This window comes from Iningainema tapete BLCC-T55 (assembly GCF_014698965.1).
GTDB lineage: Bacteria > Cyanobacteriota > Cyanobacteriia > Cyanobacteriales > Nostocaceae > Iningainema > Iningainema tapete.
The window spans coordinates 39,521-52,022 of the sequence record NZ_JACXAE010000076.1; the positions used below are offsets into that span (position 1 = coordinate 39,521).

Here is a 12,502-nt window from a genome sequence, read left to right on the forward strand (position 1 = left end):
TACTTTGTTGATTTAGCTATAATATATCCGGCTAATTAACCTGACAAAAACCCTCTATCCAGGAGCTTTTTCCAAATTAGAGGATCTGTATTGAATATATCCGTTTTAACCATTACTGTGGGGGGATGTGTTATTTATAGTATGTCAATAAAATTCGGGAAATGGTTATAATAGTCCGCTACCTATACAGCCAAACCATGAGCTGATAGTTTATGAGTCGTCATCGCTGCTTGCGGAGAAATTCCACTATCCTTGCCATTGCTTTGATGGTTATCCAGGGATGTTTTCTCACTTTAATACCGGTGCAAGCCCAACAAAAACAAGTAAATGCTCCCATCATATTGGATGGCTACAAGCTATTTGAAGTTAGTCAATCTGGGCAATTCAGTGCTGAAGATCGCGCCGATGATGCTAACTTGATTTTAAAACAGGTAGTCCGCTCCACTAAGCCGGTGAAGGTGGAGATTGTCAAAAGCAATCAATTACCTGTGATTCGGGTAAATGGTCGTCACTTGCTGAGTGTGACGCAACAAGACACTCCCACAGGAAGAACAGAACAGGAACAGGCTGAAATCTGGGCGCAACAGATTGCGGAAGCACTTCAACAAGGTCAAGAACAGAGAAAGTTAAGTTATGTGTGGAGAGCTATACTGTTCGCAGTCTTGTCTGGGTTAGGTGCTTACGCTCTCCATCGACTTTCCGGTTGGATTTGGCGTTACTGGCTACGACAGTTGGTGCCAAGAGCCGCAAGCGATCCCGACACGGGAGCGCAACCAAAATCAATAGAATTATTTCTGCTGTTGACTCTAACTGTAGTGCGTGCTGGAATATGGTTAGGGACGACTATTTATATTACTAACTTATTTCCTTTGACACGGTATTGGAGTCAGCAAATTACCAGTATTCTCTGGTTGAGCCTGACATCACCTGCGATTTCTTTAGGGAAAAGTTCTTATTCAGTCATAAATTTAATTATCCTGTTTTGCTTATTTTTTGGAGTGGTAGCTATTGCTGGAGCAGTCACAAATCTGTTGCGATCGCGAGTACTGCGCATCACTCGTGTTAGCCGAGGCGTTCAAGAATCGATTGCGCTGATTTTCAACTATAGCCTAATCTTTATTGGTGCATTTGTTTTACTGCAAATTTGGGGTTTGGATATCAGTTCCTTAGCAATAGTAGCCAGTGTTTTGGGTGTGGCGATTGGATTTGGTTTCCAGGGTATTGCTAAAGAGTTTATTAGTGGCTTAGTTATCACCTTCGAGCGAGCGATTGAAGTCGGGGATTTTATCGAAATTGGCAAGTTTATGGGAACAGTGGAGCGATTAAATGCTCGCAGTACTCAGATCCGTACTTTAGATGATACATCAGTGATTGTGCCAAATTCTCATCTGTTAGAAAATGAAGTGGTGAATTGGAACCATCAGAGCCTCGTTTCTCGGTTAGTACTACCTGTACGTGTAGCTTATGGCTCGACATTAAGTAATGTGCGTTCTGCGCTGCTTGAAGCTGCTAAGGATAATCCTAATGTATTAAAAAAACCAGCGCCTAACGTCTTTTTTAAAGGATTTGGAGAAGATTTTTTGGATTTTCAGTTATTAGTTTGGATTTCTCAACCGCAGAAACAATTTCAAATTAGGAGCGATTTGTACTTTCGCATTGAGGAAATGATGCGGCTTCATCAGGTTCATATTCCCTTTCCCCAACGCTCTGTGCATGTGCAATCGGGAAATCTACCCCTGCAGCTTTCACCAGAGTTAGAAGAGTCTTTGTCTCACCTTTCTCAAGGGTTGACAGCTTGGTTGAATCAAACACAGAGTGAGAAATTCAATGGTTCAACTAATTCATCCACAAAAAACCAACCTGATGAGCGGTAATACCATCTGTTTTTACAACCCTCTTAAAAAACAACATCTAATGTTGTAGAGACGCGCTTTTTGAATGCCTTCACGAATGAATTTAATTTTGTCCAACTACTTACAGTAATCGCTCTTGACATTTAAGCAAATGCTTATCTATAATCAAAACAGTTAAGTATTCACTTAAATATTTTGGTCAACCTCATGATAACATTTTTGTTTTGTCAAGCTAAACGATCATCTCGCCCCTAAGAAAGCAATGCACAATCCAATATCTTATGAGTAGACTTGCAGCTAGTGCTGATGTGTTTGCAGCGATCGCCGATCCAACTAGACGAGCGATATTGGATCGGTTGCGTACTGGTGAGCAACCAGTCAAACAGTTAGCCGAGCCTTTTGCCATGAGCTTGCCAGCGATTTCTCAGCACTTGCAGGTTTTGTGTGAAGCTGGCTTAGTAAAAATACGCAAATCAGGACGACAACGCCTGTATAGTTTAAATCCAGAACCACTCAAGCTGGTATCTGATTGGATTGGCGATTACGAGCAATTCTGGCAAGAAAAACTGGAAGCCCTGGGCAACTATTTGGAGGATTCATGCTCGGAAACTTAAAGATAGAAACTTTTTACCCTCATCCACCCCAAAGAATTTGGCAAGTATTGACAAATAGCCGCACTCTTGCTGCATGGCTGATGGAAAATGACTTTGAGCCGCGTCTGGGACATAAATTTCAATTTCAACATACAACACTACCAGGATTGGATGTTCGTATTGATTGCGAAGTAATTGAAATAGATGCGCCAAAACGGCTTTCTTATACTTGGCAAGACAAATTTATGTGCCAGCCTTCTATTGTTACTTGGACGCTAGAAGCTGTTGATAATGGTACTAAACTACAGTTATTGCATCAGGCTGTAAAGACGTTACATGTAACGTCTCTACATAAATCAATGCGCTATGCTCAACCGTGGCAAAATCAATTCGTCCAAACACCAACAGCAGTAACTCAAACGCCTCTTTTACAATCAATGCCTGTTGGGAGGTATGAGGCTTTGGATAGTGTAATTCTCAACTCTTTTCTCAATGGTGGTTGGGATTACAAGTTGAATGAAAGAATGCCACAAATTTTGATACTAATACAATGAACTTACAACATCAAAGCAACTTACCGTTTGTGATTCAAGCATCAGATAAAGGAGAACGCACATTTGATATATATTCGCGCTTACTTGTAGAGCGAATTATATTTTTGAGAGGTGAACTGACAGATGAAACAGCTAACTTAATTGTTGCACAAATGCTGTATCTTGATGCTGAAGCTCCAGAAAAAGATATCACTTTGTACATTAACTGTTCTGGAGGAGAAGTAATGGCAGCTATGGCTATATACGATGCCATAAATCAAATTCGTTCAGAAGTATGTACAGTCTGTATTGGTAATGCAGTTGCAATCGGCGCATTATTGCTTTCTTCAGGTACTAGGGGTAAAAGATACGCTTTGCCCAATGCTCGAATTACCATCCGTCAACCTTCAGGAGGCACTCAAGGAAAAGCTAGTGATATAGAGGTAGCAGCTAGAGAGATTCTGTATCTTAGAGAATCAATAAACAGAATACTCGCTATCAACACTGGTCAATCAAAAGAGCGAATTGAACGTGACTCAGAACGAGACTTTTTTATGAGTGCCGAAGAAGCTCAAGCCTACGGCTTAATTGACAGTATCATCAAAAGAACACCTACACCTATTTAATCCTCAACCAGCCGCTCCCCAAGATCCCCAAGATCCCCGACAAATAAATGCGTTGTCAGGGATCTTACTGTCATATAATCACAAAGTTTACTAAATTTTTAATTTTACTCTAATTTTTTTTAAGTATTGTTACTGAAGTTATTTGTCATTAAAAATACGAAAATAGCAGTGGTTTTATACCATATTGTTTGGTACATGCCAAGTTATTTCATACCGTTACGTAATTATAACTTTAGTAAAAAATGAATAATTGTCCAACTTGTGATACCGTGCTTCTACGACATGTACGTGAGACAGGAGTCTACTGGTTCTGCCGCTCCTGTTGGCAAGAAATGCCTGTACTAAGTTGTAAAAAAAGCAATTTCTTACCAGAGGATCTCACAGGGGAATTACCTAAAGGACTTTCTCGGCAACACAAAACTCATCTCACTGTTTCTTTGAGTAGAGCGAAAAGTAGCTAGGCAGTAATATTCTTCACGTATATTTAAGTGAACTTTATAAACATCAGAAGCCTACTTTCTCCGCAACAAAATTGCTAGAGCTTGTGGTGTAAAAAATGCGCTGGGAATTCCGATGATGGATAGAGGTGAAGTTTGGGCGGTTCTTACCTTTTTTAAAACTGTTTAAAAAAACTTTCACTGTGAACTTTTATTCACAAACTGCTTCACCACTGTCATCGCATCCTGGGGAATTTCTCTGACTAAATGAATGGGAAAAGCCTGAGTTGAAGCAGATTGAGCATACTCAGGCGTGAGAAAAATTGCATATTTATCTGCCTCAGTTGTCATTTGCGCAGCAAAAGCCAAAGTGATAGCTTTGATGTATTTGCGAATATCAACAGCTTGTTCGCCAAACACTTCATCCCCAGCAAAGGCTGTACTTGGTTTTGTCGCCTCATCTTGAGTGGTGCTAGGGTCTTTTACACTAGCATGAGTTGCCCCAACTATACCAACCAGCCATTTGTCCCTGGGAATTTTGTTAAAACCAATAATTTGTTCTGTCAAAGCTGGAGTAGATTTGTCGGCGGATGATGCTAGCATCAGCAGCGGAACTTGTACTTTCTCTAAACCAGTCTCGCCAAACATCAGGGAACTGACGGGGTTAAGAGCGATCGCTCGTTTTACTCTTGTATCTCGTAGTTGATAACTATTTTTTGGCAACGCTTGCGCAGCACATTGTAAACCTTCAGCATAGTTAACACTTGCTAAGTTTTTCTGACAGCGTTTTTTCAAGTAATCTATTTGTAATTCAGCCCCAGCAATGGATAGTGTTGTTCCACCCCCAAGGGAATGACCTACTAGAATAGTTTGATCAACTTTTAGTTTACCACTCAACGGATTATTTGCTGTTTTATTTAGCTTTTCTAGTTGATCCAAAACAAAACTAATATCTCTAGGACGTTCTAAAAACTCCTGTGGTTTGATAATTCTTACCTTGCCCTGAGTTGCCAAGTTATCATAAGCTTTGTTACTACCAGGATGTTCTAAAGCTGCTACTACATAACCATGAGACGCTAAATGCTCGGCAAGGTAGCGCATATCTGTACGTAGAGAAGAAAACCCGTGACTAAAAACAATGAGAGGTTTAGTATTATTTGCATCTTTTGACCAGTATATATCAACGGGAATTTGGCGTTGGCGTTTTGTATCTTTCCAGTTAAAGTTAAGAACTTGTACTTGGGCGCTTCCTGTTTGGCTAGGATCAAATGGTGGATTTATTTGAGTTAGTTTTCGCTCAAGCTGAGGAGCAATAGCTGTGATAAACTGCTGAGTTTGCTTAAATGAGGTGTTGAGATTACCAGCTACTTTGAATGCTTGCTCAACATCTATAATGATCCGCTCGCTTGGATAAGCTTTGATAAAGCTGGCGATCGACAAGCCACCAGGTGCAGTAGAACCTCTGATGATTCCACTTCTGAGCGCCTGCATTCCGGCATTATCTTCTCGCGCTATCACTGTAGATAGATCCTGAAGTATCGTGCTTCCAACTTTGGAGTTAAGTAATTTATCAATATATAAAAGATTGACTGGAAATTTTGTCCGTAGTGCTGTTAATACTTGGCTACGTTGTGCATGCGACAATCGTTTAGAGTAAGATTCGTAACCTTCAGGAGCTTTTCCAGTTTCTGCGATTTTTTCTAATTCAGTTACTGTGATAGACTCTTCTAATGGACCAATACGTAACACAGCGGTTTCTGCTGCTTGTGCGGAATTATTTGTGTTGCTTTGTGTAATAGCAAGTGCGCAAAGTAAACCCACACCCATTTTGATACTGTTAGAAATTTTGCTCACGCTCGCACCCTGTTTGAATGACTTCTTGATGATATAGTGGATTGTGAGGATGACTTATGCACTTTAAGGCAGAAGTCAGGAGGAGCCAGTGCTGCTCTCTACCCCACAAGAATTATCCCCTAATTCAGCAATGCCGACAGGTTGCAATTTAAGTGTGTGATAACTTCTCTTCAATGATATCAACAGCCAGTTTGACTCCATTAGCTTTGCTGATTGTTGCTTGTAGGCGACGGGCGTTTTGACGATAGGAGTCGTTGGTTAACACTTGATGTACGAGAGTTTTTAAGCGATCGCGATTAAAGTTTTTTACGGTAATATACTCACCAGCGCCCACCCAAGCTAATCGTGCAGAAATACCTGGTTGATCGTCACCTGGTGGAATTGCTACCATTGGTACTCCGGCACTAAGTGATTCTAGCACTGAATTTAAACCTGCATGGGTGATACAAAGGCTGGCGCGTTTGAGGAGTTCTAGTTGTGGGGCGTAGTTGACGACTATTGGTGAACCTGGTAATTCTCCCAACGCTTCAGCAATTGAAGCACCACCTAAAGATATCAGGAGTTGTACATCTTCGCGATCGCAAGCGGCGGCTATCCCTTGAAAGACTTCGACAAAACGATTTTTTAGCGTTCCTAATGAAGCATAAATTAGGGGTTTTTCGCTCAATTGTTCATAGGGAAAATCTACCTGCTTACGTGCTGTTGGGTTAACAAATGGTCCTGTATAATAAAAGTGTTCTGGTACGATGCGCGGAAAGTCAAATTCAGTCGGTAGTTGGCTAATTTGTGCTATTGTTGACCAAACATCTGTCAGCTGAGAATACAGAGGTAAATTCCACTGTTTGCGGTAAGTTTGAACGATTTTGAAACCTGGTAAAAATAATAGGTTGATCAGCGAGTATGTAATTTGATTACGCCACTTCGCCCACCACACAGGTTGATAGCTCCAGGTTGTGAAAAAAGGTGGTATATTTGGTTCGGGATTCATCGGTAGGGCAATACAGATGGTGATGAAAGGAATGCCCAGATAATCGGCGATCGTACCTCCTTCTGGAGAAACTTGATCCACTAGTAATGCTTCAATGCCTGCATCTCTGATTACATCAGGAGCATTTTGTAACCTAATTTTTGCTAAATCTGTAAAGTAATTTATAGTGAATTTGAGCGCAGCAAAACCACTTAACTCACCATCAATTTTCTGTAGTTCTCGTGTTTTTCCTAAAGGAAATTCTTCCGGCGCTATGACTCGGAATTCTACTCCAGCAGCTTGTGCAGAAGCTTCAGCATCAAGAAAATTAATCAGTGTTACTCGATGTCCGCGCTCTTGAAGTTCCCTTGCCAAAGCAATCATCGGATTGAGATGACCAGAAACTCCTGGACAAATTATACCAAAGTGGGTCATCTGACGCTCCAATTAATAATGATTATCCCATCACTTCTTTATTAATTCATAACTTTAAATTTGTAAATTAAACTTAAGAATTACGAATTTGTAATCTGAATTAAGGTATCAAAGTTATTAGGATCTACTTCATAAGCAGCACCAAAACCGATCACAAAGCGACCATTGTTTGGCGTAAGTTTAAAAATGCGAAAATCTGGTAAACTACGAAACATTTGAATCAGCTCGCCAAATCGTGCTTCAAAATTATCAACTATTTGGTTCCATAATTCCGTATCACGTTCAACCAAACTTGCTGAACAATCAAATGTCAGGCGACGACGAGCAAAGATTTGCTTAGTTTGAGATTCATCGTCAATAAACAGTACACTTACTCTCGGAACTGCATAGAGATTTTGAGTGTGGGGAGAAAGACCACTAACATATATATAGATATTTTTGCTCTCATCAATGACGAAAGGAGCATAACTAGCATTGGGAAGGCCATCTGCACTTACCGTGCTGAGCATAACACTTTGGAACTGGTCGGTAAAGCCTTGATAGGCGGCAAGGGCGTTTTCAAATTGTGACATGAGTCTATATTACTTATTTTGTGCTAAAATCAAACTTTCCAAAAAACCTACTTCCAAAGCAGATGCAGGTTTACTGCCCCCATCTTCTAATAACCTCAGATACTTTTGCAACAGGCTTTGCATTTTAGGAGTACGGTACTGGGGGGCAATTTGAGCTAAAGCTTCCTGCCAATGAGCTTCTGTGGGTAAGTAACCAATTCCAGATCGATAAATTGCTTCTTTAACTAGCTTATCTAACTCTGCTCCAGAAAAGCCATTTGTATACTCTATCAAGAATGCTAATGTAGGTTCGGGAATGGGAGGAAGTTTGTAGGCTTGGGCGCGTTTGTGCAGAATTTCGCAACGCTCGTGTAAATTAGGTGGCATGATAATGAAAGTTTCATCAAATCTACCTGCACGGAAAAGCTCTGGAGGAAGTGCGGTTCTATCATTAGAAGTGGCAATAAAAAAGATCGGATATTGATGATCGTTGAGCCAAGATAAAAAAGTGCCAAACTGTCGCGTACTTACTCCAGAGCTATCTCCTCCTACCCCAGCAAAGGCTTTTTCAATTTCATCCATAAATAGAATATTAGGGGCTGAAGCTTCAATTGCACGTAAGGCTTGAAATGTGTTGCTTTCTGATTCGCCTACCCATTTGGATTGCAATCGTGATATTTCAAAGTTGATTTGTGGTACGCGCCATTCTTGCGCTATGGCTCTGGCAATAAATGTTTTGCCACATCCAGGAAAACCTTCGAGTAAAATGGCACGGGGGCGCATTTCTGGGTTGGTGTCTTGCTCAAACCACTGCTGGCGACTTTCAATCCACGTTTTTACGTTTTCTAATCCGCCAACTTCTGTTAATCCTTGCCCTTGGGGGACGAAGTATTCTAAAACTCCTGTTTTGCGAATTTCTTGCTTTTTTACTTCTAGTAGTAATTGTCCCGCTTCTTGTGGTTTTGACCACAGGTTTCTGGCGGTGATTAATCTGGCTGTTTGCAATGCTGCTTGTAAGGGCATTCCCTGGGCTTGTTCGGATAATTTTCTGGCTTGATTTGCGCTTAGTTCTGTTTTTTCGCTGACTATGCTAAAGACATCTTGATATAGTTCTTCTCCAATGGGTAGGGGTAAGTCTTGAATGTGAACGCTGTTGCGCAGGATTTCGGGTATTGTCCAATCTGCGCCGATGACTATTAATGTTAGCCTGGGTCGGGGTCGTTTTTCTTCGATCGCGATCGCTAGTTCTTTGAGTTTGCGAGCTGTAAAATGGCAGTTGGGTTCGATTAATGTTGACCAATCTGGCAAGATGTAGGTGTATTGTTGTTCTGGGTTTTTGCCTGCGTGATTTTGTAATCGAGATTGGAGAAAGTTGAGGGCTGTGAGTAGGGGTTCGGTGTTGGGTTCTGGTGCTGAGCCTGTGCTTTGCCAGATGTCTTCTCCTGTTAGTCTTTGGAATCCGTCGATGCTACTCCATCTGGCTATTTCGCCGTTTTTGATGTTGGTTGTGGTTAGGGTTTGATGGGCGGCGATGGCACAGTTGATTGCTCGGCTTTCTTCGGATGAGCGGAGGAAGATGAGGGGGTATTTTGATTTTAGCAGGTCTTGTAGTTGGTTTTGGCATTTTTGTAGTGGTAGTTCCATATTCTAAAGCACCTGTTACACGAATTATCTTTATCGCTGCCACAAATTAGAACCCCCCAGCCCCCTTACCAAGGGGGGTTTAATGCCCCCCTTACAAGGGGGGTTGGGGGGTTCTACGGTATTAACCATCGAATTCAAATTTGTTATTTTTTGCCCGCTTTTCGGTTGTGGGTTCTGGGGTTGGTTTGAGGGGGGGTTTTGGTTGTGGGGTGGTTGGGGGTACTGGAGGTTCTGTGGGTAGGTTGATGGGAATGGTTGTGCGGCGTAGGTTTTGTTTGATGTCTGATGTCCATTGTTGTATGATTTGTTTTAGTTGGGTTTGAGTTATTTGGCGGGCTGTTTTTGTTTGTAGGGTTGTGTGTAGATTGGTTTTGTTTTCTTGTATTTCAAAGTAGTCTTCGGGATAGGCTTCGTGGGTTTCTGTAAGGTTGATTGTATGGGATATTTGTTTGTTGCCGGCGTTGGGGATTTTGATGATTAGGGTGTATTGGGGCATTTTTTAGTTTTGTAAGTTGTGTTCTGCTTGTTGTTTTAGGTGGTGGCTCCATTTGATGTAGGTGAGTGTTCCTATGCTGGCGAGGGTGGTTGTGAAGGCTAGTATGTTTATGCGTTGGAGGAGTGATATTTGCTGGTAGTGAAAGTTGGATATGCGTATGGTTTGTGGGTTAGAGGTTAGTTTGTTGATTTGACGGGCGGGGGAGTTTATTTGTATTTTTGTTTGATGGATTGTGGCTCTGTCGGCTCCTGGTTGTTTGTAGATTAATTGATATTCTCTTAGGGTTGTGAGAAAGTCTGTTAGGCTTTTGGCTATTTCGTTGGCGTTGGCTGAGAGTTTGTAGATTCCGCCTGTGGCTGTGGCTATGTTTTTGAGCAAGTTTTCGTCGATGATAAATTCACGAATTTCTCGCTGGCTTAAGCGACAATATTTACTTACTGTGTCTGCTGTAAGTTGATCGTTGGGGGGTATTAATATGGTACATTGGGCGCGATCGCGTAGTTGACTTAAGGATTCTCCATACCCTAATGAGTGAACTGTTACGGGTGGTGATTGCTGTAAGAAGTTTGTGAGTTTTTGTATTTGCTCTTGTTTGGTTGAGTCATAGCCGTCAGAAAGTAGAATTATTGCTAGTCTGGGTTGTGTTTCTGGATTTACGTTACTGGTTATGTTGGCAAATTCATTTTTTAAGTAATTTGCGGCTGCTTGTAGTGGTAGATGTAAGTTAGTTGAAGCACAAACTGGGATATTTGCTAATTCTTTGAGTTGGGTTTTTAAGTTATCGTTGGTGATATCATGAAAGGGGGATTTTTGGGCGATTGTTTGTTGAGTAACTTCATATAAGTGTGCGCATTGATTACCGCCTTTATATCCAAAAGGCACAAGAGCTACTTTGACGGGAATTTTGTTATTCTTGGCTTGCTCAATAAATTGATCGATTGCCTGAATGGCTCCAGTAAGTTTTTTGGTTCCTCCTGAATCGTTGTGTTGCATACTGCCGCTCATATCTAATAGAATAGCGACATATGCAGGGTCAGGTTGAGATTGTCTTTCTGGAGGTATTAAGTCGAATTTGATCGTTGAAGGTTTGACAGGTTTGCCTTGACTATCTGTGGAAAGAATTTGCATGTCTTGGCGATTTAAGCCTTGGATAGGTATGTTATTATGATCGAAAACTCTGAATCTTAAGGTGACGCGATCACTTTCGGTACTAGAACGAGATATATCTATAGTGTTAGCCATGACTGGGAATGGTAGCAAGCCAAGCAAGACAAACGCAATTAGCTTAAGCTTGTGGATCGAGAAATCTATCATAGAAAACAAAACGGTAATATTTTTCGTCGTCATGGGCATGATAAAATGTGAGAATCTGGTTATGTGTTAACGAAATTGGTTTTGCTCTTTCAAATAAAAGCCGGGATTGAATTTTCACAGCAGCGTCGGTAAGGCAAGTGAGTGTGACGTGGCGATCGCGTATAGTTAAAGATGCAGCTTTTCTGGGAATATTAGGAATATGGATATCCGCTTCCAAAGAAGAACCAATAATTATCGATGTTGTTGTTGCAGGTAGTTGAATAGATAAACCCTCTTCAATAAATTCGTAGTCATCTCCAGTCACGAATTGGAGGTTGGGGTTGTTAAGATAGGGGCGGGGACGATTTTTATCTTCACTAGAAGGATCTACCGCTTCAAAACCCTCGCCTGCCCTAAGAGCCACTAGATAAGTAGGAGAAGTAGCAAAACTCAAACCATATCCTAAACAAAGTCCCAAAATCAAGAATCCCAGAGCATCTTCATATCCTCCTAATTTTTGAAAGCCGCGCAGAATCTCTACTAAAACTGCAGCGATAAATCCGGCTCCCAATCCATACAAAGTTGCTCTTTGAATTCGTTTAGTAGCTTTTCTCGTTCCCCCTTCGATACTCCGCAGACGCCAACTAACTCCTTCGCCTAAACCTGTAAATAAACCAATTAGACTCCAGCAGACAATCCTAACGCTCCCAGCAGGTGCTCCAGTTTGGTAGAGTATTTTAGTTAAGACAGAGGCAACTAATCCTGCTATAATGCCAGTCCACAATGCTACCCAAAAGTAGCGTGGTAATACGCGCCTATTGGCTCTATGTCGAGTGGGGTTACTGAGAAAAATCTCTGTTACTACCATTGCTATGGCAAGGCAGGCGGCTTCGATGGGAAGTAAAATAAAGTCTGGATTGAGTGGAGTTTTGTTAGTTCCTAAATCGATTAATAAGATTTGGCTTAAGCTCCAACCAAGTAGAGCGGAGACAATCCCGGATATGGTGTAGAAATAAAATCTCATGGTTGATTTGTTGTCTATGAGGTGGGTTGTTTTGAACCGCAGAGAACGCAGAGAACACAGAGGAAAGAAAGAGAAACAGAATTGTCGAGTGGGCAATACCTACCCTACGTGTATTTCTATATGATTTTGAGTTTTAGTCCGTTTTAACTGACTTTGCTATTAGCTCGGAAATTTATTTCTGGGTGGGCGTGAATGT

At 41.3% G+C, this 12,502-nt stretch carries 13 protein-coding genes; 6 read left to right on the forward strand and 7 right to left on the reverse strand.

The genetic code is table 11. The features are described 5' to 3' along the window. Positions 1 to 212 precede the first annotated feature (212 nt). From ICL16_RS24965 to ICL16_RS47795, 6 genes are all read left to right on the forward strand, one after another. Positions 213 to 1,874, forward strand: coding sequence for a mechanosensitive ion channel family protein (locus tag ICL16_RS24965; protein WP_190833321.1), 1,662 nt, complete (start codon positions 213 to 215; stop codon positions 1,872 to 1,874). Between the two features lie 260 nt (positions 1,875 to 2,134). After that, complete coding sequence (locus ICL16_RS24970; protein WP_190833323.1) at positions 2,135 to 2,467, forward strand: ArsR/SmtB family transcription factor; 333 nt, start codon at positions 2,135 to 2,137, stop codon at positions 2,465 to 2,467. Next, positions 2,452 to 3,000: an SRPBCC family protein gene (locus ICL16_RS24975; RefSeq protein WP_190833326.1), complete on the forward strand. Its 549-nt coding sequence runs from the start codon at positions 2,452 to 2,454 to the stop codon at positions 2,998 to 3,000. The genes ICL16_RS24970 and ICL16_RS24975 overlap by 16 nt, the downstream gene beginning before the upstream one ends. After that, positions 2,997 to 3,605: an ATP-dependent Clp protease proteolytic subunit gene (locus ICL16_RS24980; protein WP_190833328.1), complete on the forward strand. Its 609-nt coding sequence runs from the start codon at positions 2,997 to 2,999 to the stop codon at positions 3,603 to 3,605. The genes ICL16_RS24975 and ICL16_RS24980 overlap by 4 nt, the downstream gene beginning before the upstream one ends. A 242-nt stretch (positions 3,606 to 3,847) precedes the next feature. Beyond that, positions 3,848 to 4,066, forward strand: coding sequence for a hypothetical protein (locus ICL16_RS24985; protein WP_190833467.1), 219 nt, complete (start codon positions 3,848 to 3,850; stop codon positions 4,064 to 4,066). Between the two features lie 70 nt (positions 4,067 to 4,136). Further along, positions 4,137 to 4,232 (forward strand): GAF domain-containing protein, encoded by a 96-nt coding sequence (locus tag ICL16_RS47795; RefSeq protein ID WP_190833452.1) that lies wholly within the window; start codon positions 4,137 to 4,139, stop codon positions 4,230 to 4,232. An 8-nt stretch (positions 4,233 to 4,240) separates the two neighbouring features. Here the strand turns inward: ICL16_RS47795 and ICL16_RS24995 are convergent, their stop codons facing one another. The 7 genes from ICL16_RS24995 to ICL16_RS25025 all read right to left on the reverse strand — a co-directional run bounded on the left by ICL16_RS24995 (position 4,241) and on the right by ICL16_RS25025 (position 12,306). After that, positions 4,241 to 5,896: an alpha/beta hydrolase gene (locus ICL16_RS24995; RefSeq protein ID WP_337907117.1), complete on the reverse strand. Its 1,656-nt coding sequence runs from the start codon at positions 5,894 to 5,896 to the stop codon at positions 4,241 to 4,243. Positions 5,897 to 6,044: 148 nt separating this feature from the next. After that, a complete protein-coding gene (locus ICL16_RS25000) occupies positions 6,045 to 7,298 on the reverse strand; it encodes a glycosyltransferase (RefSeq protein WP_190833330.1) in 1,254 nt (417 codons plus the stop codon). An 80-nt stretch (positions 7,299 to 7,378) separates the two neighbouring features. Next, positions 7,379 to 7,870 (reverse strand): HugZ family pyridoxamine 5'-phosphate oxidase, encoded by a 492-nt coding sequence (locus tag ICL16_RS25005; RefSeq protein ID WP_190833332.1) that lies wholly within the window; start codon positions 7,868 to 7,870, stop codon positions 7,379 to 7,381. A gap of 9 nt (positions 7,871 to 7,879) precedes the next feature. Continuing rightward, positions 7,880 to 9,493: an AAA family ATPase gene (locus ICL16_RS25010; RefSeq protein WP_190833334.1), complete on the reverse strand. Its 1,614-nt coding sequence runs from the start codon at positions 9,491 to 9,493 to the stop codon at positions 7,880 to 7,882. 121 nt (positions 9,494 to 9,614) lie between these two features. Next, on the reverse strand, positions 9,615 to 9,989 hold the full coding sequence (locus ICL16_RS25015) for a hypothetical protein (protein WP_190833336.1): 375 nt from the start codon (positions 9,987 to 9,989) through the stop codon (positions 9,615 to 9,617). Positions 9,990 to 9,992: 3 nt separating this feature from the next. Continuing rightward, positions 9,993 to 11,231: a vWA domain-containing protein gene (locus ICL16_RS25020; protein ID WP_190833339.1), complete on the reverse strand. Its 1,239-nt coding sequence runs from the start codon at positions 11,229 to 11,231 to the stop codon at positions 9,993 to 9,995. Positions 11,232 to 11,274: 43 nt separating this feature from the next. Then, positions 11,275 to 12,306, reverse strand: a complete 1,032-nt coding sequence (locus tag ICL16_RS25025) for a cation-translocating P-type ATPase (RefSeq protein WP_190833342.1) — start codon at positions 12,304 to 12,306, stop codon at positions 11,275 to 11,277. Between the last annotated feature and the right edge of the window lie 196 nt (positions 12,307 to 12,502).